Annotated in this window: 24 protein-coding genes and 3 tRNA genes; 8 read left to right on the top strand and 19 right to left on the bottom strand. The window is 71.3% G+C overall.

All coding sequences use genetic code 11. From position 1 onward, the window contains the following. Window position 1 precedes the first annotated feature (1 nt). From ACIQBL_RS36735 to ACIQBL_RS36710, 6 genes are all read right to left on the bottom strand, one after another. Complete coding sequence (locus tag ACIQBL_RS36735; protein WP_401950031.1) at window positions 2-1,693, bottom strand: sensor histidine kinase; 1,692 nt, start codon at window positions 1,691-1,693, stop codon at window positions 2-4. Further along, a complete protein-coding gene (locus tag ACIQBL_RS36730) occupies window positions 1,690-2,430 on the bottom strand; it encodes a response regulator transcription factor (protein WP_033285546.1) in 741 nt (246 codons plus the stop codon). The genes ACIQBL_RS36735 and ACIQBL_RS36730 overlap by 4 nt, the downstream gene beginning before the upstream one ends. 221 nt (window positions 2,431-2,651) lie before the next feature. Continuing rightward, window positions 2,652-3,602, bottom strand: a complete 951-nt coding sequence (locus tag ACIQBL_RS36725) for an amidohydrolase family protein (protein WP_401950028.1) — start codon at window positions 3,600-3,602, stop codon at window positions 2,652-2,654. Continuing rightward, the gene (locus ACIQBL_RS36720; protein ID WP_401950392.1) at window positions 3,595-3,969 is read right to left on the bottom strand and encodes an antibiotic biosynthesis monooxygenase family protein; all 375 of its coding nucleotides are present in this window, start codon (window positions 3,967-3,969) and stop codon (window positions 3,595-3,597) included. Before ACIQBL_RS36720 ends, ACIQBL_RS36725 begins: the two co-directional genes overlap by 8 nt. Window positions 3,970-4,321: 352 nt before the next feature. Next, window positions 4,322-5,221: a DUF2797 domain-containing protein gene (locus ACIQBL_RS36715; protein ID WP_401950025.1), complete on the bottom strand. Its 900-nt coding sequence runs from the start codon at window positions 5,219-5,221 to the stop codon at window positions 4,322-4,324. Window positions 5,222-5,257: 36 nt separating this feature from the next. Next, the gene (locus ACIQBL_RS36710; protein ID WP_401950022.1) at window positions 5,258-5,656 is read right to left on the bottom strand and encodes an HGxxPAAW family protein; all 399 of its coding nucleotides are present in this window, start codon (window positions 5,654-5,656) and stop codon (window positions 5,258-5,260) included. An 86-nt stretch (window positions 5,657-5,742) separates the two neighbouring features. Between ACIQBL_RS36710 and ACIQBL_RS36705 the strand changes: the two genes are divergently transcribed. The 4 genes from ACIQBL_RS36705 (at window position 5,743) to ACIQBL_RS36690 (ending at window position 7,693) form a co-directional block, all read left to right on the top strand. After that, window positions 5,743-6,228: a MarR family winged helix-turn-helix transcriptional regulator gene (locus ACIQBL_RS36705; protein WP_401950019.1), complete on the top strand. Its 486-nt coding sequence runs from the start codon at window positions 5,743-5,745 to the stop codon at window positions 6,226-6,228. A 177-nt stretch (window positions 6,229-6,405) separates the two neighbouring features. Continuing rightward, entirely contained in the window at window positions 6,406-6,870 is a 465-nt protein-coding gene (locus ACIQBL_RS36700) for a GtrA family protein (protein WP_401950016.1), read from the top strand. Between the two features lie 77 nt (window positions 6,871-6,947). Continuing rightward, window positions 6,948-7,193, top strand: coding sequence for a hypothetical protein (locus ACIQBL_RS36695; RefSeq protein WP_401950013.1), 246 nt, complete (start codon window positions 6,948-6,950; stop codon window positions 7,191-7,193). A 2-nt stretch (window positions 7,194-7,195) separates the two neighbouring features. Continuing rightward, entirely contained in the window at window positions 7,196-7,693 is a 498-nt protein-coding gene (locus ACIQBL_RS36690) for a nuclear transport factor 2 family protein (RefSeq protein ID WP_401950390.1), read from the top strand. Window positions 7,694-8,043: 350 nt separating this feature from the next. Here the strand turns inward: ACIQBL_RS36690 and ACIQBL_RS36685 are convergent, their stop codons facing one another. The 3 genes from ACIQBL_RS36685 to ACIQBL_RS36675 all read right to left on the bottom strand — a co-directional run bounded on the left by ACIQBL_RS36685 (window position 8,044) and on the right by ACIQBL_RS36675 (window position 8,770). Then, entirely contained in the window at window positions 8,044-8,265 is a 222-nt protein-coding gene (locus ACIQBL_RS36685) for a hypothetical protein (RefSeq protein ID WP_043685661.1), read from the bottom strand. A 145-nt stretch (window positions 8,266-8,410) separates the two neighbouring features. Next, a tRNA-Arg gene (locus ACIQBL_RS36680) sits at window positions 8,411-8,483 on the bottom strand. A gap of 196 nt (window positions 8,484-8,679) precedes the next feature. Next, window positions 8,680-8,770 (bottom strand) — tRNA-Ser (locus ACIQBL_RS36675). A 168-nt stretch (window positions 8,771-8,938) separates the two neighbouring features. Between ACIQBL_RS36675 and ACIQBL_RS36670 the strand changes: the two genes are divergently transcribed. After that, window positions 8,939-9,415 carry an SSI family serine proteinase inhibitor gene (locus ACIQBL_RS36670; protein WP_401950010.1) on the top strand — a complete coding sequence of 159 codons (477 nt, stop codon included), beginning with the start codon at window positions 8,939-8,941 and terminating at the stop codon, window positions 9,413-9,415. 239 nt (window positions 9,416-9,654) lie between these two features. Beyond that, complete coding sequence (locus ACIQBL_RS36665; RefSeq protein WP_401950007.1) at window positions 9,655-14,367, top strand: PAS domain-containing protein; 4,713 nt, start codon at window positions 9,655-9,657, stop codon at window positions 14,365-14,367. 55 nt (window positions 14,368-14,422) lie between these two features. Here ACIQBL_RS36665 and ACIQBL_RS36660 read toward each other — a convergent pair whose 3' ends face one another. Further along, on the bottom strand, window positions 14,423-15,001 hold the full coding sequence (locus ACIQBL_RS36660; RefSeq protein WP_401950003.1) for a TetR family transcriptional regulator: 579 nt from the start codon (window positions 14,999-15,001) through the stop codon (window positions 14,423-14,425). 160 nt (window positions 15,002-15,161) lie between these two features. Between ACIQBL_RS36660 and ACIQBL_RS36655 the strand changes: the two genes are divergently transcribed. Then, window positions 15,162-16,376 carry an MFS transporter gene (locus ACIQBL_RS36655; RefSeq protein ID WP_401950000.1) on the top strand — a complete coding sequence of 405 codons (1,215 nt, stop codon included), beginning with the start codon at window positions 15,162-15,164 and terminating at the stop codon, window positions 16,374-16,376. Between the two features lie 66 nt (window positions 16,377-16,442). Here the strand turns inward: ACIQBL_RS36655 and ACIQBL_RS36650 are convergent, their stop codons facing one another. From ACIQBL_RS36650 to ACIQBL_RS36615, 8 genes are all read right to left on the bottom strand, one after another. Further along, window positions 16,443-18,119: a long-chain fatty acid--CoA ligase gene (locus ACIQBL_RS36650; protein WP_401949997.1), complete on the bottom strand. Its 1,677-nt coding sequence runs from the start codon at window positions 18,117-18,119 to the stop codon at window positions 16,443-16,445. Window positions 18,120-18,225: 106 nt separating this feature from the next. Beyond that, on the bottom strand, window positions 18,226-18,828 hold the full coding sequence (locus ACIQBL_RS36645; RefSeq protein WP_401949994.1) for a SigE family RNA polymerase sigma factor: 603 nt from the start codon (window positions 18,826-18,828) through the stop codon (window positions 18,226-18,228). A 147-nt stretch (window positions 18,829-18,975) separates the two neighbouring features. Next, window positions 18,976-20,151 carry a lipid-transfer protein gene (locus ACIQBL_RS36640; protein WP_401949991.1) on the bottom strand — a complete coding sequence of 392 codons (1,176 nt, stop codon included), beginning with the start codon at window positions 20,149-20,151 and terminating at the stop codon, window positions 18,976-18,978. Next, complete coding sequence (locus tag ACIQBL_RS36635; protein ID WP_401949988.1) at window positions 20,148-20,555, bottom strand: MaoC family dehydratase; 408 nt, start codon at window positions 20,553-20,555, stop codon at window positions 20,148-20,150. Before ACIQBL_RS36635 ends, ACIQBL_RS36640 begins: the two co-directional genes overlap by 4 nt. Continuing rightward, window positions 20,552-21,631, bottom strand: coding sequence for an acyl-CoA dehydrogenase family protein (locus ACIQBL_RS36630; protein ID WP_401949985.1), 1,080 nt, complete (start codon window positions 21,629-21,631; stop codon window positions 20,552-20,554). The genes ACIQBL_RS36635 and ACIQBL_RS36630 overlap by 4 nt, the downstream gene beginning before the upstream one ends. 1 nt (window position 21,632) lies before the next feature. Next, a complete protein-coding gene (locus ACIQBL_RS36625; protein ID WP_401949982.1) occupies window positions 21,633-22,607 on the bottom strand; it encodes a bifunctional MaoC family dehydratase N-terminal/OB-fold nucleic acid binding domain-containing protein in 975 nt (324 codons plus the stop codon). Next, window positions 22,604-23,821, bottom strand: a complete 1,218-nt coding sequence (locus ACIQBL_RS36620) for an acyl-CoA dehydrogenase family protein (protein ID WP_401950388.1) — start codon at window positions 23,819-23,821, stop codon at window positions 22,604-22,606. The genes ACIQBL_RS36625 and ACIQBL_RS36620 overlap by 4 nt, the downstream gene beginning before the upstream one ends. A 243-nt stretch (window positions 23,822-24,064) precedes the next feature. Beyond that, window positions 24,065-24,376: a hypothetical protein gene (locus ACIQBL_RS36615; protein WP_401949979.1), complete on the bottom strand. Its 312-nt coding sequence runs from the start codon at window positions 24,374-24,376 to the stop codon at window positions 24,065-24,067. A gap of 369 nt (window positions 24,377-24,745) precedes the next feature. Between ACIQBL_RS36615 and ACIQBL_RS36610 the strand changes: the two genes are divergently transcribed. After that, window positions 24,746-25,765, top strand: a complete 1,020-nt coding sequence (locus tag ACIQBL_RS36610) for a bifunctional DNA primase/polymerase (RefSeq protein ID WP_401949976.1) — start codon at window positions 24,746-24,748, stop codon at window positions 25,763-25,765. A gap of 125 nt (window positions 25,766-25,890) precedes the next feature. Here ACIQBL_RS36610 and ACIQBL_RS36605 read toward each other — a convergent pair. Beyond that, window positions 25,891-25,977, bottom strand: a tRNA-Ser gene (locus ACIQBL_RS36605). Between the last annotated feature and the right edge of the window lie 137 nt (window positions 25,978-26,114).

Below are 26,114 nucleotides of genomic sequence, written 5' to 3'. Positions count from 1 at the left end.
CTCAAGCGCCCTGTTGCACCCATGTGGTGGCACTGTGCTGTGCCTGTGAGTGCGATTGCCAATTCGTTTCGGGGGCGGGCATGGGCACAGCGGGTGCGAGCGCGGGCAGATGCACGGTGAACACCGTGCGTCCGGGAACGCTGTCCACGGTGACCGCGCCGCCGTGTGCGGTCGCGACCGCCTGCACGATGGCGAGGCCCAGACCCGTCGAACCCGTGGAGCGGGAACGCGCCGAGTCGCCGCGCGCGAACCGCTCGAAGACGTGCGGCAGCAGATCCGGCGGGATGCCCTGGCCGTTGTCCTCCACGTCCACGCACATCCACGGTCCGCGCCGCTGCACGCGTGCGGTGATCGTCGTACCGGGCGGTGTGTGCTTGCGGGCGTTGCCGAGCAGATTGACCAGCACCTGCTGGATACGGGCCGCGTCCGCCGACACGAGGGCCGGTTCGTCGGGCAGGTCGAGGCGCCAGTTGTGGTCCATGCCGGCCGCGCGCGAGTCGCTGATGGTGTCCACGACGAGCGGGATGAGGTCGGTCTGGTCGAACTGGAGCGGTCTGCCCGCGTCGAGGCGCGCGAGGAGCAGCAGATCCTCGACGAGGAGCGTCATGCGCCCCGCCTCGGACTCGATCCTCCCCAGGGCGTGCTTGGTGTCGGGCCCGGTCTGTTCGCGTCCGCGACGGGTCAGCTCCGCGTATCCGCGGATCGAGGCGAGCGGCGTCCGCAGTTCATGACTGGCGTCCGCGACGAACTGCCGTACCCGCATCTCGCTCTGCTGTCTGGCGTGCAGGGCGCCGTGCACATGGTCGAGCATCCGGTTCAGCGCGGCCCCGACCTGGCCGACCTCGGTGTGCGGGTCGGTCTCGGACTCGGGGACGCGTTCGTTGAGGGTCACTTCGCCGGTGTGGAGGGGGAGTTCGGACACCCGGGTGGCGGTGGCGGCGACGCGGCGGAGGGGGCGGGTGGCGATGCCGACCAGTACGTAGCCGGCGATCCCGGCGGCGACCAGGCCGGCGGCGGTGACGCTGAGCTCGACGAGGATGAGGGTGTTGACGGTGTTGTCGACGTCGGTGGTCGGCAGGGCGACGTAGAAGCCCTCGCTGCTGTTGTCAGGGATCGCGGCGTACTTGACGAGATAGTTCCCCAGACCCGGGATGGTCAGGGTGTGTGTCTTGTTGTCCTTCGCCACGGAGGCGACGGCCTGCTTCTGCGCCGTGTTGAGACCTACGGTGGCCATCCCGTTGCCCGCGCCGCTGCTGTCGGTCTTCTGTTTGTTGTAGGACGCGGTGGTGATCGCGCCCTTCTTCACATAGGCAGCGACGCTCTTCTCCTGCGTCGGACCGATGAGGCCGGTGAGGAGCCTGTTGACCTTGCCGGCCGACGTGACGGTCTTGCCGGGATCGGAACCCGAAGAAGAAGTGGACGAGTTGGCGGATGACTTGCCCGGGTCCTCCGGACCACCCGGTCCGCCTTCCGGGCTGCCCTGCGGACGGCCCACCGCCCGGATGGCCGTGTCCGTCACCTTGCCCTCAAGCTGCTGGTACAGATGGGACTGCAACGCGACAGTCGTCACCGTACCGATCACCGCACACACCACCGCGATCAGCGTCACGGACGCGACGACGAGCCGAGTCCGCAGGGTGCGCGGCTTACCCGCTCGCTTCTTCTGCGCATGCGGCCGTCGTCGCCCGCTCATGACGCGGCAGGCTTGATCAGGTAACCGGCCCCGCGCCGGGTGTGGATCATCGGCTCACGTCCCGCGTCGATCTTCCGGCGCAGATACGAGATGTAGAGCTCGACCACATTGGCCTGCCCACCGAAGTCGTACGACCACACACGGTCGAGGATCTGCGCTTTGCTGAGTACACGCCGGGGATTACGCATGAGGAAGCGCAACAGCTCAAACTCGGTGGCGGTGAGGTGGATGCCCTCGCCGGCCCGCGACACCTCGTGGCTGTCCTCGTCGAGGGTGAGGTCACCCACGATCAGGACGGAGTCGGAGCGGCGGTCGGCGGCACCGGAGCGGCGGATCAGCCCGCGCAGCCGGGCGACGACCTCTTCGAGGCTGAACGGCTTGGTGACGTAGTCGTCGCCGCCGGCGGTGAGCCCGGCGATACGGTCCTCGACGGCGTCCTTCGCCGTCAGGAACAGGACCGGAACGTCCGGCAGCTCCCGGCGCATCCGGCCGAGAACGGTCAGGCCGTCCATGTCCGGCAGCATCATGTCGAGGACGACGGCGTCGGGCCGGAACTCGCGCGCGGTCTGGATCGCGCCGGTACCGTCACCCGCGCTTCTGATCTGCCAGCCTTCGTAGCGGAGGGCCATGGACAGCAGCTCGGTGATCGACAGCTCGTCGTCCACCACAAGCACTCGGACGGGGCTCCCGTCCGGCCTCAGCAGTTCGGTGCGCCCCTGGGGCGAGGTCGTGGTCATAGTGGACACCTTGTCGGGGTCCTCTAAGAGCACGCTTTCTAGAGTCTGTGATTTTCCTGAGAAACTCACAGGCGCCTCTCAGGGAACGCCTTGGAACCGCTTGCCCAACGCTCATCCGGCGGTCATGCAGCCGTGCATCCCTCCCGTGCCCGCGTCACCCTCCTCCGTATCTGCACGTTCTCCCCTGCATCACCTGTACCCGCCGTACGCTCAGCCCGCCCTCACAGTCCGAACAGCCGGGCCCCGTTGTCGTGGCAGACGGCCCGCAGCCAGTCGTCGCCCAGGTCCAGCCGCTCCAGCGCGTGCAGTTGGTGAAGGTACGGATACGGAATGTTCGGGAAGTCGCTGCCCAGCAGCACGCGGTCCCCGAGCGCGGCGAGCCGGGGGAGCGCACGCGGTGGGAAGGGCGCGAGGCGTTCGCCGAAGTCCGTGAACGCCATCGTCGTGTCCAGCCGCACCTCCCCGTACCGCTCGGCCAGGTCCAGGAAGTCCTCGTACTCCGGCATCCCCATGTGCGCGACGACCAGCCGCAGCCGGGGGTGCCCGGCCAGCACCCGCGCGATCGGCTCGGGCCCGGTGTGCTTGCCGGGCGCGGGCCCCGAACCGCAGTGGACCACGACGGGCGTCCCCGCCTCGGCGAGCAACCCCCAAGCGGGATCGAGGAGTTCGTCGGCCGGGTCGTACGCCCCGACCTGCACATGCGCCTTGAACACCCGCGCCCCGGAGTCGAGCGCTTCCTGGACATAGTCCTCAACTCCCTCCTCCGGGAAGAGAGTCGAGGTGTGCAGACAGTCGGGGATGCGTGCGGCGAAGTCGACGGCCCAGCCGTTGAGCCACCGGGCCATGCCGGGCTTGTGCGGATAGAGCATGGCTGTGAAAGCGCGTACTCCGAACTCCCTTATCAGCGCGACCCGTTCGTCCTCCTCCTTCCGGTACGTGATCGGCCACTCAAGGGCACCGCCGGTCGCCGGCCCGAGCGCGTCGAAGTAGCCCCAGACCTTGCGCAGCACCCGCTCGGGCATGAAGTGGGTGTGCACGTCGACGAGTCCGGGCAGCCCCAGCCGCCGCCAGAACGCCCGGACTTCGACCGCTTCGGCCACCGCCCTTGTCCCCTCCTCCGGCTCTGTCCCTGCCCCCTGCTCCCACTCCACCTCCGCCTCCGTCTCAGCCATGCGCCCGCTCGAATCCGTGGCTGTGCTCGACCCTGGCGATGTGCAGCGAGTACCGCTCGTACCAGTGCTCCCGCCCGTACGCCTTCGCGGCCCGGTGCTCGGCGTGCGCCCGCCATGCCTCGATCCCGGCGAGGTCCCGGAAGTAGGCGACGGTGATCCCCAGCCCGCCCGGCACCCGGGCCGAGTCCTCCCCGAGGAACCCGGGAATCTCCTTCACCAGCTCCCCCATCCGCTCGGCCGTCTCCCCGTACCCGCCGTCGCCCTCGGTCCGGAGGGAGGCGAAGACGACGGCGTAGTAGGGAGGTTGATGGGCGGCGACGGGAGCGGCGCCGGGTACCGGGACAGGGGCAATACGGTGATCGCTCATGTCACCCACGATCGGCCCCGGCGGCGGACGGAGTCCATCGGCTTGCCGAAAGGGATCCGTACGGGATCCAAGTCTTGACCCTCCCTGCCGACTTCCCGTTTCCCGTTTCCTGCTTCCCGCTTCCCGCCCGCCGCAGTCCCGCACGCCGGCCGCGCTGCTGAAGCGGTGGGTGAGCTGCCGCCGGACCCACTGCCCCGGCGCGAGCCGCACCGCCGGGGGCCAGCTTGACCGTGACGCGACTTCCATGACGGCTTCCCCCACCCCCACCCCACTCCTCAACCACAGTCACCTCAAGCACGGTCACTTCGGCCACGGTCACTTCGGCCACGCCGCCGGAACACCGGAACGGACGTCAGAACAACCCCTCCTGCACCCCCGGCGCCTCCCGCCTGAACTCCCGTACCGGCACGGTGAATCCACCTGTGTCACCCCCGGCGGGAATCAGCTCCCACCCCGTCATCAGCCGTGTGTCGAGCACGATCACGCCCCGCCCGGTCACGAGGTGGAGATCCGGTCCCGCGACCGCGACCAGCTCCCCGCTCACCACCCCGCCCGCGACCAGGGCGCTCACCTCACCGACGGCGGCCGGGAGTCCCGCGAGGCCGAAGACGTCGACGTGGTCCACGGGTCGGTACGGCTCGCGGTGGAGCGACTCCGGCCATTCGCGCAGCGCGAGGGCGCGGGCGTGCAGGTCGGCGATCTCGGCGGCCCGCTCCGCCGCCGAGTCCGGCAACGCGGACCGGACGGCGCGCTTCTCGCCGTAGGGAATCCGGTCCGGCACGCGGAGTGCGGCGCGCAGGAGTTCCTCCGAGCGGCGGGCCGCCATCAGCGGGCCGAGGCCCAGCCAGCTGAAGCAGATCGCGCCCTGTTCAAGCAGCCGCGCGGAGCCGCGCTCTTCGGCGGTGATGCCGACCTTGAGGAGGCCGGGTCCGAACCAGGCCAGATATACGTGATACGGCCGCGGGTCGTCCGCGATCGTGTCGGCGGCGACCGAGTGCGCCCGGTCCAGCCGCGCGCACTCCTCGCACCGCGCCCCCGTCGTCCGCGCCGGCACGGCCGCCCGTACCGGACAGGGATGCCCCCGCGCTCCCACACATGTCCGCACGCCCCCTTCCGCGACCTCGAAGGCCACCCGCTTCCCCCGGCGCAACAGGCTTCCCCGCCCGCCGTCCCACTTCAACTCGGGACCGTCCGCCGCCCACCGCAGCCCCGAGCACTTCCATGACTGTGCCGCCTGTGATGTCTCTGCCATCGCCCACGAGACTAGACGGCGGCACTGACAACCGCCTCAGCCTGCGGTTTCCCCGATCTGGGCGGACTCGCGAGGCACCGGCACGACCGGGTACTCCTGGGCCTCGACCGCCCGCCTCCACCCCAGCCCCTGCCCTCGCCCCCGCCCGGCCAGCCGGCACCCGACACACCCGGGATGCCCCGCGCGCGCCAGCGGATCCCGCACCCGCATCCCCCACTGCGCCCTGTCCCGCCGGCCGGGCGGCTTGCCCCACCCGTTGAGATGCAGCGCCCAGGTGACCAGAACGCTTGCCGCGACGATCCCCAGCCCGCCGCCGATCAGCGGGGCGGAGACCACGCACACTCCCAATCCCGCGACCGTCGACCCGACGGTCGCGATGCCGAATCCGGTCCAACCGGCGACCGTATGCCCCTCGTCATACTGGTGTGCGCTCACGTGCCAGCCTCCCTCGAAGCCATGACAGATACCTCACACCCTAAGAAGTTCATAGTAGAAAACTCTCACGAGCTAAGGCAATAACGATGCAAGCCAAGCCTCGCCCCACCGCCACCCCGGCCCAGGCGCTGGACGCGATGGACTCCCTCATCGCCACCGCCCAGCTCGGTCAGCAGGAAATGGCCGAGCGGCTGGGCCTGAACGTCACCGATCTCCTCTGCTTCGCCTGCGTCCTGAAGGCGGGGGAGAACCTCCTCACGGCCGGTGACCTGGCCGAACACGCCCACGTCACGACGGGCGCAGTGACCGGCATCCTCAACCGCCTCGAACGCGCCGGTTTCATCACCCGCGTCCCCGACCCCACCGACCGCCGGCGCGTCCGCGTGGCCTCGGTCCCGGACGCGGTGACCCGGGTCGTCGCCCTCTACGGCCCCTACTACGACCGCCTCAACGCCCAGTTCGCCGACTACTCCCCCGCCGAGATCGCCGTACTGGCCGACTGGTTCACGAGGACGTCGGCGCTGGCACAGGACTACATCGAGGAGCTCCGGGCGCGGGACAAGGACAGCTGACCCGAGGAGCACCCGGGGATATGCCCGACCCCGTTGGTGGAGCCCGCTACACCAACGGTTCGGGAGACCGCTTCATCGTGCCCGGAAGCGTACGACGGCATCGTTGACCTCAGCCGGTCAAGGGGATCGGCGGAGGATCGGCGCAGGCCCAACGGCCGCCGTACGGAGGGACATCCCATGAAGCCCGGCCCCTTCGCATCCTTCGTGAGGTTCGTGGCGTGCGGCGGCGGTGTCGGGGTCCTGTCCAGTCTCGCGGTACCGCTGCTCGCCGCGCTGATGCCCTGGGCCACGGCGAACGCGCTGATCACGGTCGCCTCGACCGTCCTCTGCACCGAGCTGCACGCCCTGTTCACCTTCGGCACCGGCCGCCGCCCCGGCCGGCGCGAGCACTGGCAGTCGGCGGGTTCGGCCACGGCCGCCTACGCGGCGACCTCCGCCGCGATCCTCGTCCTCCACACCGTCCACCCCTCGCCCGGCATGCTCACCGAGCAGATCGTCTACCTCAGCGCCTCGGGCATCGCCGGCATCGGCCGCTTCCTGGTCCTCCGCCTCTTCGTCTTCGCCGACCGCGGCGCCTCGGCCCCGGTCACGATCGCGGTACGACCGACGGTGACATCGCCGGCGTTCAGCGCGGCGGCGTAAGGGACGCCGGTGCCCGGTACGAACCCACCGGACCGCGGGCGCTCACCGGCGGCGAGGTCGCCGGCATCCTCGCCGCCGTGACCGGCCGGCCCGAACGGCACCAGGACATCGACCCCGAGGTGTGGATCGGCGGCGCGATCGCGGCCGGGCTCGTCCCCGCCGACTACGCGGTGCTGCTCCGCCGGCCGACCCGGAGCATCAGCTCCGGCAAGGGCTCCACGCCCAACGACGACATCGAGAAGGTCACCGGCCGACCGCCGGCAAGCTTCCACGACTTCGCCCGGCGCGACGCCCGCGCCCGCGCCGTACCGGTGGCGGGGTGACCATGTCCCTCGACCTGTCCCTGGGCCTGTCCCTGGGCCTGTCCCTCGGCCTGTCCACCGGCCTGTCCACCGGCCTCACCGACTTCGCCGCGCTGGACCCGTTCTTCCGGATCGTCCAGGAGGGGCTCGCGGGCCTCGTCGACGGCGATCACTTCTTCGACCTCCTGGCCGAGGACGTGGTCGTCGAGTACGTCGTCTCCGTGCCCGGCTACCCGCGCCGGGTGCGGGGGCGCGGGGCGGTGGCCGACCTGTACCGCGGCTACGGCGACGTCATGGTCCTGCACAGCGCGGACGGACCGGCCGTCCACCGGGACCCCGGGACGTCAGTGGTCGTACTCGAATACGCGGTGCACGGACGGGCTGTCCGCACCGGGCGCGCCTACGACAACCACTTCGTCTCCGTGATCACCGTCAAGGACCGCAAAGGGGCGCACTGGCGTGACTACTTGGACCCCGTGGCCGTCTTCCGGGCCGTCGGACGGCCGGCGAACGATCACTGAAGGACCGCGTAAAGACCGCGAAAGGACCGCGGAAAGAGCACTGAATGAGCGGCGTGTGGTTGACGGGCTTCGCCGGACAGGGCCCTTGGAAGCCCAGCCCGCCTCGACTAGCCCGCCCTGCGGAAGGCCTCGTCCATGTCCGAGAGCGCTTGCCCGTCGTCGAACGGCAAGGTCTCGTCCTCCCCGAAGTCCGGGGCCTGGAAGGGGTTCGTCGCCGGAGGGGGCGATCCCGCGTTGGCTTTGCGGGACGCCCCTTCCGGGGCGGAGAACAACGAGGTCAGTTCGATGAGAGGTCTCCCGTTCGTTACAGGCCGCTGGGACCTGGTGTGCCGTGACCGGGCACGGCGGTCCTACAGCTTGCTCATCTTGGAGTACGGACTCAGGATGCGCTCCTGAGCCGACCCGAAGTCGACGAGCACCGCGATTCCGTCCTCGATGCCGATGACCCGGCCGAGGCCGTACATGTCGTGTGTCACCTGGTCGCCGACGGCGAACTGCTTGGGGGCCGCCGCGGCCGGTGCCTTGAAGGGACTGGTGGGCAGATAGCGCTTCGGTGCAGCTGGCTTTGTCATTGACTCCAGTATGGGCCTAGACACGCCACTCGCTGAGGCCGTCCGCATCGCTTGTTCATCACAACCTGGTGGACGACCTCGCCGACCTGGCCTGTCCTGCGCAAACGCGAGAGGCCCCGGATCACTCCGGGGCCTCTCGACGATGTGCACTCGGCAGGATTCGAACCTGCAACCTTCTGATCCGTAGTCAGATGCTCTATCCGTTAAGCTACGAGTGCTTGATTTTCTCTTGTTTTCCTTCGCCGCTCCCGGCCCTTCCGGCCCGCTCGCGGCGACAGGAAGAACATTACATGACTGCCGCCGCCATGTGAAATCCGTTAGCCATACCCCTTGTGACCTGCGGGAACGACCGGATAGTGACGTTTGGGAACGACCGAAGCCCCGGTCGCGCGGACCGGGGCTTCGAGTGAGGTGCGGAGGCGGAGGGATTTGAACCCTCGATGGGATTTGCGTCCCAAACCGCATTAGCAGTGCGGCGCCATAGACCGGACTAGGCGACGCCTCCAGCACAACCGCCCGCGCGAGCGCGGAAGGTGCGTGCAGATGATGACACAGACGAGCGCGGTGTCACCAATCGCCTCCCACGGTACTAGGCAGGCGGCCCGCAGGGCAAAGCCGTTGACGCCGGCCGCCGGGTCCGCAACGTCCGGGGGCGGCGGGCGTTAGTCACGTCATGTCCCAGGTCAACCGTCTCCTCGTGATCGCCGCCGCCGTAGGCTCGCTGGCCGCCGTTCCCGCCACCGCCCATGCGCGGACCGTCCCCACGACTCCCCACACCCTCGCGCCGCCGCCCGTCCGTGACGAGGACCGGTCCGGCGGCGACCACCTCACCGTCACCGTCCGGCACGCGGGCGGCGCGGGCGACGGCACGTACGAGCTGTACTGCCACCCCGGCGGCGGCACCCACCCGGACGTGAGCGGCGCCTGCGAGGCCGTGGGCCGCAACACCCGGTGGGGAAGCGACCCCTTCGCACCGGTGCCCCCGGACAGCATGTGCACCATGATCTACGGCGGCCCCGCCACCGCCCGTGTCACCGGCACCTGGGCCGGACGCCCCGTCGACACCACGTACGACCGCGGCGACGGCTGCGAGATCTCCCGCTGGAACCGGATGGTCCCGCTACTGCCCGATCTCGGCCGCAACCACTGAAGTCGCAACCACTGAAGTCGTGACCATGAAGCCGCAACCACGGAAGACGTGACCATGGAAGACGGCGGTGATCAGTGGCCGGTCACACGTTCTACGTCACCTCGGCGTGCGACCTCCCTCTCATCTCACTCCGCGAGCACAAGGACTGCCCTTAGACTCCCTCGCGTGACACGTCGCGGGCCGGTTGGCAAGATGGCCTCCGCGGTCGGCAAGGTGCGGTAACAGGGAGGAAGCGTCTCGTGAGCAGCAGGCCATCCCGAGGCGCTGCTCGCCTCGCAGCCATACTCGACGCGCTCCCGGACGCGTTGGTACTGGTCAACGCCAACGGAACCGTCGTCAACGCGAACACCATCGCGCTGGAGGCCTTCGAGGCGCCCGGCACCGCGCTCGTCGGACGCGGACTGCTCGACCTGCTGCCGGAGTTCGACTCGCGGCTCATCCCGGGTTCCATGCGGCGCCCCGACTCGATGGACCCGCGCGGCCGGACCAAGCCGACCCGCATGACCGCCCGCCGGACCGACGGCTCCGAGTTCCCCGTCGAGGTCACCAGCGCCAACCTCGAAGACGGCCAGCAGGCCTACGACGGCTACGGCTACACCTCCGACGAACTGCTGATGCTCGTCGTCCGCGACCTCTCCGGGACCGTGGACACCGAGGCCGAACTGGCCCGTTCGCAGCGGCAGACCGAGATGATCCTGCGCGCGGCGGCCGAGGGCGTCGTGGGGACGGACACGGACGGGCGGGTCGTGCTCGTCAATCCGGCCGCCGCCCAGATCCTCGGGTACCGCGCCAGCGACCTCGGCGGCAAGGAGCTGCACACCCTCGTACTGCACTCGCGCGCGGACGGCTCACCGTTCCCGTACGCGGAGTCGCCGCTCGCCGACACCCTGCGCTCCGGGCGCAAGCACCGGGTGCGCGGGCAGGTGCTGTTCGCCAAGAACGGGGACCGGGTCTCCGTCGACCTCACCACCGCGCCCGTGCGCGACGGCGACCAGCTCGTCGGCGCCGTGATGACCTTCACCGACCGGCGGCCCTACGACTCGCTCGCCGAGGAGAAGGACGCCGCCGACAAGCTGCACCGGGACGAGCTGGAGCGGATCGACGAGGACCACGCCTCCGAGCTGACCGCGCTGCGCCAGAAGCACATCACCGAGACCGAGGAACTCCAGGAGCGGCACGAGGAGGAACTCGCGGCGAACGAGGAGCGGTACGCCGCGCTCGGGGAGCGGGAGAAGGACCGGTACGAGGAACTCGCCGGGCGGCACGAGCAGTTGCTCACGCTGCTCGGGCGTTCGCTGCGCGGGCCCCTCGACGAACTCCGCCGGGAACTGGCCGCGTTGGCAGCGGACGACGCCGGGCAGCTGTGGCCCGAGGCCAATCAGGTCCTGCATCACCTGTCGGCCGGGTACTCGCGCATCACGCAACTCATCGACAACGTGCTCGGGTACCAGCGGCTGGAGACCGGCGCCGAGGACATCTCGCGTACGAAGGTGATGCTGGACGCGGTCGTCGCGGCCGGTGTCGACGGGGCCGTGGAGCTGATCGGGCCGGGACGCGTGCAGTTCGCCGTGCACGCGCCGCCCATCGAGGCCGAGGTCGACCCCGGGCTTCTCGCGACCGCGCTCGCGCACCTCGTCGCGGATGTCGCGGGTGTCGACGCGACCGGCAACTCGCCCGTTTCCGCGGGCGGTTACATGGACAACACGGTCGTCGTGGCGGCGGCGCAGCGCGGTGAGGTCGTACGGATCGAGGTGCGCGGGCCGTATGCCGGGGGAGACCCGGTGCACGAGCCGATCGTGCGCGGGATCGTGCGGGCGCACGGCGGTGTGCTGCAGACGCACGACGTGCCGGGGATGAGCGGCAGCGCGTACGTCCTGGAGGTTCCCATCGGCGGCGGGGCGGGGGCCGTGGCGGCTCCGGCCGCGACCGGTGGCGGCGCCGAACTCGCCGTACCCGAGCAGGCCTCCGGGAGCAGCGGCCGGCGGCGGGCCAGGCGGTCCTCCGTGGACGCGTTCCTGGAGAGCGAGGTGCCGCCGGGTTCCGACGACTCCGCCGGCGAGGCCGCGGTGCCCACCGGGCGGCGCAGAAGGCGTGCGGGCGAGGAGTCCGCGGCGGCTCTGGAAGCGGGCGGCGACGGTGCGTCCAGCGGTGGTGCGTCCAGCGGTACCGGGCGGCGGCGCGGGCGGGCGGCCGAAGGCGCGGCCGGTGACGGGTCCGACGAGGGTGCGGAGGGTGTCTCCGAGGGCGCGGTGATGACGGCGGCGGAGCATGCCGCCGGGACCGCGGCGACCGGTACGGGTCTGGGCGGGACGGTGCCGCCGCAGGGCGTGCCCGCGCCCGGCGGCGAGCGGCAGGCGCTGCCGCCCGCGTTGCCCGCCGGTGGTGCCGAACCGGGTGGTGCCGAGTCCGAGGTGGGCGAGGACGGGCAGCCGACCGGGCGTCGTCGGCGTGCCCTGGCGGCTGCGGCCGAGCGGGCCGCGGCGCAGGAGGCGGGCGGCCGTACGGTGTTCGCCCTGCCGCCGGCCGAGGCGGACCGTACGCCGGACGTGTCCATGGCCACGGCCGCATCCGCGCAGGCACAGGCACAGCCGCAGGTTCCCGAGGGCGTCGCCGGTGACGACGGACGGCACGACGCCGTTCCGCTCGACCAGTCCGAGGACCACACTCCGCCGCAGCCGCACCCCGCGAACGCGCCGACCGGGCGGCGACGCCGGGCCGTGGCGCAGCCGCAGCCGCAGCCGCAGGCCGCCGAGTCGGTTCCGGCGCAGGCGGGCGCGGTGGTTCCGGCGCAGGGGCAGCCTGTTCAGCAGGGTCAGGGTGTTGCCGTAGGGGTGCCGGCGCAGGTGGCCTCGCTGCCCGGGCAGGTGCCGGCGGGGCAGGCGGTGCCCGTGCCGCAGCAGGGCGTAGTACCGGCGGCCGGCGGCCGGCCCGGCGCCGCCATGCAGCTCGCCTCCGCGCAGAATCTCCCCGCCCAGGGACAGCCCGCCGCGCCCCAGCCGTTGCCGCTCCCGGCACAGGGCATGCCCGGACAGGCCACCCCGGGCGGCCAGGCGGCTCTGCCGCAGGGCAGCCCCGGGCAGCCGGTCGCGCCTCAGGGAGTCCCGGGCCAGCCCGTCTCGCCTCAGGGGATCTCCGGGCAGCCGGTTCCGTCCCAGGGTCTCCCCGGACAACCCGTCTCGCCGCAGGGCGTCCCCGGCCAACCGATGTCACCTCAGGGGATCTCCGGCCAGCCGGTTCCGTCTCAGGGTCTCCCCGAGCAGCTCGTCTCACCGCAGGGCGTCTCCGGCCAACCGGTCTCGCCTCAAGGCATCCCCGGGCAGCCGGTTCCGTCCCAGGGCCTCCCCGAGCAGCTCGTCTCACCGCAGGGCGTCCCCGGCCAACCGGTCTCTCCTCAAGGAATCCCCGGGCAGCCGATTTCACCCCAGGGCGTCCCCGGCCAACCGATGTCACCTCAGGGGATCTCCGGCCAGCCGGTTCCGTCTCAGGGTCTCCCCGGACAGCCTGTCTCAGCTCAGGGAATCCCGGGCCAGCCGATTTCACCCCAGGGAATCCCGGGGCAGACCGCACCCCCTCAGGGTCAGCCGGTCTCCCCGCACGGCATCCCCGGGCAGGGTGTGCCGGCTCAGGGTCACCCCGGTGAGGCGGTTCCGCCGCAGGCGCTGCCCGCCGCGCAGGCGACTCCGGCGGTGGCCGTTCCGGGCGCGGCTCCCGGCGCCCCCGTACCGGCGAACGGCGCCGAACCCGCCGTAGCACCGAATCCGAACCCCAGTCCGAGCGTCCCGGTCGCCGCGCAGGCGCGTGTCGCGCAGCCGTTGCCCGCCGAGGCCGCCGCGCCTGTCGATCCGAACTCCACTCAGGGGCGGGCGATCAGTGTGCGGACGTTGGGGCAGGGGGTGCCGTTCACGCGGCAGGCGGCTCAGGTGCAGCAGCCGGCCGGCACGGCCACGCCTCCGCCGCATCAGGCGGGCGGGGGCGGGCGCAGGCGGAAGCTGGGGACGCGGCCCGATGCCGGCACCGCCGGGGCGGCGCGTCCGCATCCCCAGGGTGAGCAGGCGCAGCCCTCCATGGCCGGGCAGTCGCGGCTCGCGCAGATGACCGAGGGCGCCGGACGGTCGTACGCCATAGGAGCACCGGACGAGAACGCGGCCGAGGGACCGGAGCCGTTGGACGGGCCGGGCGGGGCCGTCGAGATCGCGGACACCCCGAGGCCGCAGCCGCTGGACGACGAGCTGCCCCCCGAGCCGCTCGACAACCCGCGGCGGCTGCTGGTGTGGCCCGCGCCGGACGTGACGACGACGCAGGCGCTGAGCGACCGCGGGTACCGGCCGGTCATCGTGCACTCGCGCGAGGAGGTCGACGCACAGATCGCCGCGTTCCCGGCGGCGCTGTTCGTGGACCCGTTGACCGGCCCGATCACCCGTACCGCACTCCAGTCGTTGCGGCAGGCGGCCGTCGCGGCCGAGGTGCCGGTGCTCGTGACCGCCGGGCTCGGACAGGCCACGCGCGAGGCGGCCTACGGCGCCGATCCCGCCGTCCTGCTGAAGGCGCTCGCGCCCCGGGACAGTGAGCAGCATCCGCCGCGGGTGCTGCTGATCGAGGAGCACGCGGAGATCGCGCTGGCGCTGACCGCGACGCTGGAGCGGCGCGGGATGCAGGTGGCGCGGGCCGCGAGTGACGCGGACGCGGTGACGCTGGCGGGGCAGTTGCGGCCCAACCTCGTCGTGATGGACCTGCTCCAGGTGCACAAGCGGCGGGCCGGGATCGTCGACTGGCTACGGGCGAACGGGCAGCTCAACCGCACCCCGCTCGTCGTCTACACCGCCGCCGTCGACGAGGCCGACCTGCCGCGGCTCGCCTCCGGGGAGACCGTCCTGTTCCTCGCCGAGCGGTCGACGAGTACGGAGGTCCAGTCGCGGATCGTGGACCTGTTGGCGCGGATCGGTACCAACTAGCGGCGCGGTAGGGCTGCTTGGGCCCGGTTCGGCGCCAACCAGCGCTCCAGCCGGGCTACTTGGCGATCAGCCGCCGCGCCGCTTCCTTGATCGACTCGCGGAGCCGGTCGCCGTCCGTGTCGTCCGCGCCGACCAGGACGCGGCGCATCTGGGGGACGACGACGCCCCAGTTGGCCATCGCGACCAGCAGGAACAGCAGGTCGCGGGCCGGGATCGCGTCGCTCACGACACCCCGGTCCTGGCCGTCCTGGAGGGCGGCGACCTTGAGCGCGTAGTGCTCCTGGCGCTCGGTCTCGTCGGGCAGTTCGGCGGTGCCGTACTCCAGGCCCTCCCAGAAGAGGAGGCGCAGGAGTTCGGGGTGGGCCGCGTGGTAGTCCATGAGCCGGTCGATCCAGCCCTCGATGTCGTCGGGATCGACGGGGAGCGCGACGGCCAGGTCGAGCATGGACTTGCCGAGAACCTGCGTGAACAGGTCCGCCTTGTTGCCGAAGTAGGCGTAGATCAGCTGTTTGTTGGCCTTGGCCTCGGTGGCGATGCGGTCGATACGGGCGCCCGCGATGCCGTGCCGGGCGAACTCGGCGACCGCCGCCTCGAAGATCCGGGCCTTGGTGGCTTCGGGGTCTCTTACTGCCATGGGGCCAGGGTAGTCCGTCAAGTAACCAACCGTTTGGTTGACAGGGAATTCGGCGGCGGTGCATGCTGTTCCAGCTTCCAACCAACCAGTTAGTTGCTAGAGCTGGCTCGAAGTCCCGAAGTCCCGAAGTCCCCGCCGGCTCGAAGGAGTGCCGCCGCCCATGTCCTCCGCAACCGTCACCCAGGCCCCAGCCCGGAAACCGGGCGCCCCGACGGCCTCCGGCCGCCTCTTCCTCGTCCTCATCGCCGTCTGCACCGCCGTGACGGCGGCCAACATCTACCTCGCGGGCCCGCTGCTCCCGCTCATCGCCCACGACTTCGGCTCGACCCCGTCCGCCGTGGCCTGGATCGCCTCGGTCGCGCAGTTCGGCTACGCCACCGGCCTCCTCTTCTTCGCCCCGCTCGGCGACCGCGTGAACCGGCGTCCCCTGGTCGCCGCCCTCTCCGTGGCCACCACGGCGGCCCTGCTCGCCGGCGCCGCGGCCTCCGGGACCACCACCCTCGCGGTCGCCGTCTTCGTCGCCGCCGCCGCGACCGTCGTCCCCCAACTCCTCGTCCCGCTGGTCGCCGAACGCGCCCCCGCCCACCACCGCGCCCGCCATGTCGCGGCCGTCATAGCGGGCCTGTTCACCGGCATCGTGGCCGCGCGCGTCCTCGGCAGCCTGGTCGGACAGGCCTACGGCTGGCGGTTCGTCTTCGCCGGCTCGGCCGCCCTGACCCTCGTCCTCGGCCTGGCCACAGCGTTCGCCCTGCCGTCGGAGAAGCGGCGGCGGACGGGGGCGCTCTTCGCGGGTATCGCGGCCCTGCCCGGCCTGGTCCGCACCTCTCCCGACCTGTGGCGCGCGTGCCTGCGGCAGGCGGGGATGTTCGGCACGTGGAGCGCCCTGTGGACCACGCTCGCACTGCTTCTGACGAGCACGAGGGGCGGTTCCCACGGCTCCTACGGCTTCTCCACCGCGACCGCCGGCCTGTTCGGGCTCTTCGGGCTGGCGGCCAGCGCGGTGGCTCCGCTCGCGGGCGGGTTCGTCGACCGGTTCGGCGCCACCAAGGTCGTACGGGCCGCGTATGGGCTCGCGGCCGTGTCCGTGCCGCTGTTCTGGCTGGGCGGGCAGGTGCTGTGGGCGCTGTTCGTCGCCGCGATCGCCCTCCACGCGGCCCTGGTCGCCTCCCACGTCGCCAACCAGACCCTCGCCCTCACCACCACCTCCACCCCGGCGACCGCCAACACCGCCTACGTCGTCGCCGGCTTCACGGGCGGCGCTCTCGCCTCGGCCCTCGCGGGCACGGCGTTCAGTCACTGGGGTTGGGGTGGCGTGTGCGCGGTGGCGGGGGTGTGGCTGGTGCTCGGGTGGGTGACGACAGCGGTGAGGCGGTGAGACCAGTGCCGTACGGCTGCGTCGTCGTCGCATTACGACGACGACGCAGCCGTACGTACCCACCGGTCAGAGCTTGGTGACGTCCAGGTCGCCGGCGGCGTAACGCCGGCGCAGCACCTTCTTGTCGAACTTTCCGACGCTCGTCTTCGGGACCGACTCGATGATCGTCCAGCGCTCGGGGAGCTGCCACTTGGCGATCTTCCCCGCGTCGGCGAGGAAGGCACGCAGGGACTCGAAGTCGGCGGTGGAACCCTCCCGCAGGACCACGGTCGCCAGCGGACGCTCACCCCACTTCTCGTCCGGTACGGCGACCACGGCGGCCTCGGTGACGTCCGGGTGGGACATCAGGGCGTTCTCCAGGTCGACGGAGGAGATCCACTCGCCGCCGGACTTGATGACGTCCTTGGCGCGGTCGGTGAGGGTGAGGAAGCCGTTGGGGGAGATCGTGCCGACGTCGCCCGTCTTGAGCCAGCCGTCCTCGCTGAACTTGTCGGCGGGGCGCAGGGGTTCGGCGTCGGGGCCGTTGTAGTAGGCGCCGGCGATCCACGGGCCGCGCACCTCCAGCTCGCCCGCCGACTCGCCGTCCCAGGGCAGCCGTTCGCCGCCGGGGCCGGTGAGCCGGGCCTCGACGCTCGCCGGGAAACGGCCCTGGGTCACCCGGTACGCGAACTCCTGGTCCGTACCGACCGCTTCGGCCGGCGGGCGGGAGAGCGTGCCCAGCGGGGACGTCTCCGTCATGCCCCAGCCGTGGCAGACCCGCATGCCCAGCTTGTCGTACGCCGCCATGAGGGCGGGCGGGCAGGCCGAGCCGCCGATGGTGACATGGGTGAGCGACGAGACGTCCCTGGGCCTGGCGGTCAACTCGCCCAGCAGACCCTGCCAGATGGTGGGGACGGCCGCCGCGTGCGTCGGACGCTGGCTCTCGATCATGTCGGCGAGCGGCTCGGGCTGCAGGAAGCGGTCCGGCATCAGCATGTTCACGCCGGTCATGAAGGTGGCGTGCGGCAAACCCCAGGCGTTCACATGGAATTGGGGCACGACGACCAGTGAGGTGTCCTGGTCCGTGAGACCCATCGACTGGGTCATGTTGACCTGCATGGAGTGCAGGTAGATCGAACGGTGGCTGAACACCACGCCCTTGGGGTCGCCCGTGGTCCCGGAGGTGTAGCACATCGCGGCGGCCTGGCGTTCGTCGAACTCGGGCCAGTCGTACGTCGTCGGCTTCCCGGCGATGAGGTCCTCGTACTCGTGCACGCGCGCGTGGGCGCCGTCGAGGGGAGTGCGGTCGCCGGGTCCGGAGACGACGAGGTGCTCGACCGTCGGCAGCTTGGACAGCAGCGGGGCGAGCAACGGGATCAGCGAACCGTTGACGATCACCACCCGGTCCTCCGCGTGGTTGACGATCCACGCCAACTGCTCCGCAGGAAGACGGAGGTTGAGCGTGTGCAGCACCGCGCCCATGGCGGGGATCGCGAAGTAGGCCTCGACGTGTTCGGCGTTGTTCCACATGAAGGTCGCCGTGCGCTCGCCGTCCACCACGCCCAGGTCCTCGCGCAGGGCGTGCGCCAACTGGGCCGCACGGGCACCGATCTCCGCGAAGGAACGGCGCTGCGGCTCCCCCTCACCGGTCCAGCTGATCACCTGCGATGTTCCGTGGACCGTCGACCCGTGGGTCAGGATCCTCGAGATCAGCAGCGGTACGTCCTGCATGGTGCTCAGCACGGCGTCCTCCCGGGGCGGCATTGCCTGCGCGGTAGTAAGGGATGCGCTGATTCTGCTCACATACCGCACGGTATGTCACTAGGAGCGGATGATCGATCACCCGGCCTGCCCGGGTCCTACCCGGGTCCTACCGTACGAGAACCAGCTCCGGGTCCTCCCGCAGCTTGCCCAGCGCGCGCGACACCGCCGACTTCACCGTGCCCACGGAGACTCCGAGCACCTCGGCCGTCTGGGCCTCACTGAGATCCTCGTAGTACCTCAGGACCACCATCGCCCGCTGCCGGTCCGGCAGCTTCGCGATCGCCCGCCACATCGCGTCGTGCAGCGCCTGCCGCTCGGCCGGGTCCTCCTCCGCGCCGCCGTCCGGCTCCGGCAGCTCGTCGCACGCGAACTCGTCGACCTTGCGCTTGCGCCACTGCGAGGTCCGCGTGTTCAGCAGCGCCCGGCGCACATAGCCGTCCAGCGCCCGGTGGTCCTCGATCCGCTCCCAGGCGACATACGTCTTGGTCAGCGCGGTCTGCAGCAGGTCCTCCGCGTCGCACGGGTTCGCGGTCAGCGACCGCGCGGTGCGCAGCAGGACCGGCTGCCTGGCCCTCACGTACGACGAGAACGACGGGTACGTGAGGGTCTGCGTACCCCGTGCTGCGGGCCTTGTGGCGGCCCGTACGTCGGGCCGCGCGGTGGCCCGTGCGGTGGCGTTCGACGCGCTGGTGCAGACTGCTGTGGTCATGGCTCCACGCTATGAGCGACCAGGGCTTCCGCGGATCGCCCGCAGGTCCCGAAGCCGACTCCGCCTCAGGTTGTAGGGGTGGGGCTGGCTCCACCTCCTGAAGGTGGACGAGAGAGTGACGCCTACTGCGGGTTTACCCCTGGGGGCTCAGCCCTGGGCACTAGGGACGGTCAGGACCAGCCCCGATGTCGGCACCCCCGTCCCCGCCGTCACCAGCACCCTCCCCGCCCCCGGTATCTGGTTCACGGCCGTGCCGCGCAACTGCCGGACGCCCTCCGCGATGCCGTTCATGCCGTGGAGGTACGCCTCCCCGAGCTGGCCCCCGTGCGTGTTGACCGGCAGGCGCTCCTCGGTGACGAAGTCCGCCGCCTCGCCCTTTCCGCAGAACCCGAACTCCTCCAGCTGCATCAGCACGAACGGCGTGAAGTGGTCGTACAGGATCGCCACGTCCATGTCCTGCGGGCCGAGGCCGGCCGTGCGCCAGAGCTGGCGGGCGACCACGCCCATCTCGGGGAGGCCGGTCAGGTCGTCGCGGTAGAAGCTCGTCATCTGCTCCTGCGCGCGGCCGGCGCCCTGGGCCGCCGCCGCGATGACCGCGGGCGGGCGGGGCAGGTCGCGGGCCCGTTCCGCGGACGTGACGACGATCGCCTGGGCGCCGTCCGTCTCCTGGCAGCAGTCGAGCAGTCTGAGCGGTTCCACGATCCAGCGCGAGGCCGCGTGGTCGGCGAGGGTGATCGGTCTGCCGTGGAAGTACGCCGCCGGGTTCGTCGCCGCGTACTTGCGGTCCACGACCGCCACCGGCCCGAACGCCTCCGGTGTCAGGCCGTACGTGTGCAGATACCGCTGCGCCGCCATCGCCACCCACGACGCCGGCGTGAGCAGCCCGAACGGCAGGGACCAGCCGAGTGCCGTGCCCTCCGCCGACGGCTCCCGGTGGGTGACGCCCGAGCCGAATCTGCGCCCCGACCGTTCGTTGAAGGCGCGGTAGCAGACCACCACCTCGGCGACTCCCGCCGCGACGGCCAGCGCCGCCTGCTGGACGGTCGCGCAGGCCGCGCCGCCGCCGTAGTGGACCCGGGAGAAGAAGGACAGCTCGCCGATCCCGCAGGCCTGGGCGACGGTGATCTCCGGGTTGGTGTCCATCGTGAACGTGACCATCCCGTCCACGTCCGCCGGGGTCAGCCCCGCGTCGGCCAGCGCGGCCCGCACCGCCTCCACCGCCAGCCGCAGCTCGCTGCGCCCCGAGTCCTTGGAGAACTCCGTGGCGCCGATGCCGACGATCGCGGCGCGTCCGCCGAGGGTGTCGCGGGTGCGGATGCTCATGCGCCGGCCTCCGTCGTCCCCGGCACCGTGACCGTGACCGTGCCGGTGACGTGTCTGCCGATGCCGTTCGTCCCGAGCACGCGTACGGTCACGGTGTCGCCGTCCGTCTCCTCGATCCGGCCCGTCAACACCATTGTGTCGCCGGGGTAGTTGGGGGCGCCGAGCCGTACGGCCACCTTGCGGAGGGTCGCTCCGGGGCCGAAGTGGTCGGTGATGTAGCGGCCGACCAGGCCGTTGGTCGTCAGGATGTTCATGAAGATGTCGGGGGAGCCCTTCCGCCGTGCCAACTCCGCGTCGTGGTGCACGTCCTGGTAGTCGCGGGAGGCGATGGCTCCGGCGACGATCAGGGTGCGCGTGATCTCGATCTCGAGCGGGGGCAAGTCCTCGCCCTCACCTGCCCTCATGGCCGCACCTCCTCACTGACGACCAACTCCCCCAGTTCCTGAAGCACTTCGCCTCCGCAGCCCAGGTACGCGTCCAACTGGCGGCCCCAGAGGAAGTGCCGGTGCACCGGGTGGTCCAGGTCGGCTCCCGCGCCACCGTGCAGATGCTGGCCCGCGTGGACGACCCGCACACCCGCCTCGGACGCCCACCAGGCGGCGGTCAACGCGTGGGTGGCGTACGGCAGTTCCGCGTCGCGCCGCCAGGCCGCCTCGTACGTCGTCACGCGTATCGCCTCGATGTCCATGTGGGCGTCGGCGGCCCGGAGTTGGACCGCCTGCCGGGTCGCCAGCGGGCGCCCGAACTGCTCCCGGGCGTTGGTGTGCGCCACGGCCCGCGCGAGCGAACCGGCGCAGACGCCGGCCTGGAGACTGGCGAAGGCGGTGCGGGCGGTGGCCAGGACGTCGGCGTAGGCGGCACCCGGGCGAACGGCCGCCGAACCGAGCCGTTCCGCCGGCGCCCCGTCGAGTGTCAGTCGCCCCGCCGACCAAGGTGCCGTCAGCTCGACCGCCTCGACGCGCGTGGCATCCGTGACCGGCGTCAGCCACAACTCGCGCCGCTCGTCGGCGACAAGGACATGCGTGGCGTCACGCAGCCAGGGGACGACGGGAACCGTGCCGGTCAACTCACCCTGAGCGGAAGCCTGTTCACCCTCACCGGATCCACATCTCGCCCGCACATCCCCCTGCGCCGGAAACGCCCCGCACACCACCACCGACCCGTCCCCGATCCCCGGCAACAACCGCTCCCGCTGCTCCGGCGAACCGTGCGCCGCGACCGCCAGCAGCCCGTACACGCAGGTCGACGCGAAGGGCACCTGGGCCGTCGTCCGCCCCTGCTCCTCCAGCAGGAGTACGAGGCCGAGCAGCCCCAACTCCTCTACGGCGCCGACCAGTCCGGCCGCGCACAGGGCCTTCCACAGCTCGGGGTCGCTGCCGGTCCCGGCCGCCGTGAGCCGCTCGGGTGTCGCGAGGTCGCCGAAGATCCGGGCGGCCAGGTCACGGGCCGCGGCCTGCTCCTCCGTGGGCGTGAAGTCCATGTCAGCCCACCCCGCCCTCTCGGCCTTCCTGGGCCCGGAAGACGGGGAGCACCAAGGGGACGGCGTCCTCATCGTCGTCGTACCGCTGGAATTCGAGCCGTACCGGCAGCCCGATGCGGACCTTGTCGTAGGGCACCCCCACCACGTTGCTCACGATCCGCACGCCCTCGGCGAGTTCGATCAGGCCTACCGCGTACGGCGGGGCGAAGGCGGGGAAGGGCGGGTGGTGCATGACCACGTATGAGTAGACGGCCCCCTCGCCGCTCGCCTCGACCGTGTCCCAGTCGGGGCCGCCGCAGGCATTGCAGCCCGGCAGCCAGGGGTGGCGTAACGTCCCGCAGTCCATGCAGCGTTGGATGAGGAGGCGGTGCTGCTCCACACCCTCCCAGAAGCCGGCGTTGTCGCGGTTGACGACGGGGCGTGGGCGGCGGGCGCGAGCCTGTTTCTCTTCCTGCTGCCTCTGTTGCTTCTGCTGCTTCTGTCGCGCGGGGGCGTACTTGAGGATGCGGAAACGGTGGGTGCCGACGAGGTCCTGGCCCACCCGTACGTCCATGCGCGTCGTGACGAAGTAACCCGTGCCCAGTTTCGTCGTCTTGCGGTCCGACACCGACTCGATCACCGCGTCGAAGGTGACCTCGTCCCCCGGCCGCAGGGGCCGTAGGTACTCCTGCTCGCAGTCGGTGGCGACGACCGAGGTGCAGCCCGCCTCGTCCAGGAGGTCGAACAACTCGTCGTAGGCCTCCGTGCGTCCCGTGTGCCCGGAGAGGCCGCCCATGGTCCAGGCCTGGAGCATGGTGGGCGGGGCGATGGCGTCCGGGCCGCTGTACGCCGGGTTCGTGTCGCCCAGCGCCTCGCACCAGTGCCGGATCATCGGCTCGTTGACGGGGTCCTTGCCCGTGCCCGCGACGGCTGCCGCGCGCCCTTCGTACGCCTTGAGCCGCGCCCCCAGCTCATCGACAACGTCCGCCGCGCTCACCGCCGCCCCCTCGTCATCCCGAGCCGCATCGTCGCGACGATCTCCCGCTGCACCTCACTCACCCCGCCCCCGAAGGTGTTGATCTGCGCGGCTCTGTTGAGCCGCTCCAGCTCGCCGTCCCCGAAGGCACCCGGCGATCCCGAACGCACCAGTCCGGCCAGCCCTGTTGACCCGGTTGACTCTGTTGGTCCTTTTGGTCCTGTTGGGCCGTCCGCCCCGGCGACGTGCTGACACAGCCGGTACACCGCGACCGTCGATTCGGTGCCCGCGACTTTCACGCCGCTCGCGTCGCCTGGCGCCAACCGGCCCGCGCCCACATCGCCCACCAGACGCCAGTTGAGCAGGCGCGTGGCCGCCAGCCGGGCGTGCGCCTCGGCCAACTGCGCCCGCACCCACGGTTCGTCGGCCCGGCGCCGTCCCGTCACGGGGTCGGGTGTGCGGGCGGCGTTCAGGACGGCCGTGTAGAAGTCCTCGGCCTGCATTCCGGTGGCGGCGAGCGCGACCCGCTCGTGGTTGAGCTGGTTGGTGATGAGGGACCAGCCGTCGTTCTCCGCGCCGACGAGGTTGCCGGCGGGGACCCGGACCCCGTCGTAGTACGTGGCCGTCGTGCGCTGCCCGCCGACCGTCTCGATCGGGGTCCAGGAGAAGCCGGGCGCATCGGTCGGGACGAGAACGATCGAGATGCCGCGGTGCTTGGGGGCCTCGGGGTCGGTGCGGCAGGCGAGCCAGATCCAGTCGGCGTTGTGGGCGTTGGAGGTGAAGATCTTCTGCCCGTCGATCAGCCAGCCCTGCCCGTCCCGCACGGCCCGCGTCCGCAGCGACGCGAGATCCGTGCCGGCCGAGGGTTCGCTGTAGCCGATGGCGAAGACGAGTTCGCCGCGCAGGATGCCCGGCAGGAGGGCGGCCTTCTGTTCCTCGCTGCCGTACTTCATGAGGGTCGGTCCGACGGTGTTCAGGGTGACCATGGAGACGGGCGCGCCGGCGCGGTAGGCCTCGTCGAAGAACACGAACTGCTCGTCCGCGCCCCGCCCTTGACCGCCGTACTCGACCGGCCACCCGAGCCCGAGCCAGCCGTCGCCGCCGATACGGCGCAACAGGGCGCGCTGGGCCTGGGGTTCGTCCGCGCCGGGTGGACCGTCGGGCATCAACGCGGTGAAGTACGTGCGGAGTTCGACGCGGAGCTGCTGCTGGCGGAGGGTGGGGGCGAGGTGCACGGCGGCGGACCTCCGGGGCGACATCGCAGGGGCGAGGGTTTCTGACTGTCCGTCAGATGGCGTGCACTGTCAAGGTCGTTTCCGAAGAAGGGAGATCACTGACACGGACGGGCGATTGCACACGAGAAAACGCCTGCGCGGCGGCACCGAAGCACCACCGCGCAGACGCGTTACGACCCCACAGAGCACACCTGACACACCCTCAGCCGCCCCCGCGCATCCCCGCGCGGGAGTCGGGCGCGGCTACCAGAAGTGGGCGAAGTTGACGGCGACGTTCTCGTTTCCCTGGTTGATGGCGGTGAACGCGGAACCGTTGACCTGGGCGGTGTTGCTCTGGTTCGAGGCCCCGGAGCCGACCGCCTGCTGCTGGGTGGTGGACGAGTTGCCGCTGTTGTTGTGCCCGACCCCGCTGCCGCTGACGGTCGCCACACCCGCGTTCGATCCGTTGCCCGCGATGGCGCCGTTGTCCGCCGCCGCGACGCCGGTGAAGAGGGCGGCTGCCAGCGGGAGGGCGGAGACGGCGGCGATGACGCGGGCGGTACGGATGCTTGCCATGTTGTTCCTCCAGAACAGGGTGCGTAGCGGCTGCTGAGCCGAACGCACATGAACTACGGCTTCAAGTACGGCTTCTACCAAGGCAGTTGGCCGACCGCCTCGGTGTGGTGCACGACGTCGCGAGACCAGAGTTGCCCACCGAATCCCCGGCGAACCAGGCCGGAAGCGGTTATTCCCCCTGAAGCGTGATGACAAGTCGATAAACCCCTTTGACCACCCTGAAGCCGCAGCTCAGGACAGTGCGGACAGTTCGGCCCAGGCACCCCAAGAGGCGAAGCGTTCCTCCACATTTCCGGCCAATCCCTCCGCCCCGGCGCGTCGCCGCCGCACCCCCTTCCCTTTTTCGAACACTCGTACGAAAATGGAGGCATGGCCACCACCGACCGGCAGGCCACGACGCTGGCCCTCGCACACGCCCTGTCAGCCGCCGAACGCGGACTGGCCGTGATCCCCCTGTCCCGGACCAAACTCCCCGCCCTGCGCTCCCCGCACCGCGACGACACCGCCCCCGACCGGGTGGACGTGGCGGGCTCGGTGGGCGTGGCGGGCGCCGTGGGCTCGGCGGGCGCCGTGGGCTCGGCGGGCGCCGTGGGCGCGGTGGGCTCGGCAGGCGCGGAAGGTGCCGTGGGTCCGGAGGGCTCGGCAAGCGCCGTGGGCCCGCCCTGTCACGGCGAGTGCGGGCGCCTCGGCCACGGGGTGTACGACGCCTCCACCGACCCGGCGCGCATCCGCGAACTGTTCGCCGCCGCGCCCTGGGCCACCGGTTACGGCATCGCCTGCGGACTGCCGCCGCACCACCTGATCGGCATCGACCTCGACACCAAGTCCGGCACGGACTCCTCGTCCGCGCTGCGCGAACTCGCCCTGCGCCACCTGTTCACGATCCCGGAGACCGTGGTCGTCCTGACCCCCAGCGGCGGCCGTCACCTCTGGCTCACCGGCCCACCGGACGTCGTCGTCCCCAACTCCGCGGGCCGCCTGGCCCCCGGCATCGACATCCGCGGCGCCGGCGGCTACCTCGTCGGCCCCGGCTCCCGCACCGACCACGGCTTCTACGGCGCCGCCCCGGCCACGGCCCACCTGGCACCGGCGCCGTGCCCACCCTCACTGCTGCGCCTGCTTCTCCCACCGCCCCGCACGTACCACCCCACCCCCAACTCGACCTCGACCGGCCAACACGGCCAGGGCCTCGTCCAGTTCGTCCTCGCCGCCCACGAGGGCCAACGCAACACCCGCCTCTTCTGGGCGGCTTGCCGCGCCTACGAGAACGACATCGGCCCGGCCCTCGTCGAACCCCTGGTGGAGGCGGCCCTGGGCACGGGGCTCTCCGAGCGGGAGGCGCGGGCGACTATCGCTTCTGCGGCTCGGATGACGGGGCGGCGGGGGTGACGGGGCGGGGGAGCAGGAGGCGTAGGAGGGAGGTGGGTCGACGGGGTGAGGTGGGTCGACGGTGCGTGCGGGAGCGGGCACGCGTAAGGGGTGCCCTCCCTGGAGGACACCCCTTACGAACACCGCGGTGGGTGTGGGATTTGAACCCACGGTGACATCGCTGCCACGACGGTTTTCAAGACCGTTCCCTTAGGCCGCTCGGGCAACCCACCTGCGCACCCGCCCACCAGGGGCGGAGCGGGTACAGCGTACCGGGCACGGGCCACGTGTGGGGTGAGTGGTCCACACGGGGTCCACTGACTCCGTTTCCTCTCGCCGTACTCAGCACCCGGTCCCCCAGTCCGAGCAG

This window comes from Streptomyces sp. NPDC088350 (assembly GCF_044753545.1).
GTDB lineage: Bacteria > Actinomycetota > Actinomycetes > Streptomycetales > Streptomycetaceae > Streptomyces.
The sequence above is the reverse complement of the archived record's forward strand: the minus strand, read 5'-3'. Positions and strand labels throughout refer to the sequence as shown.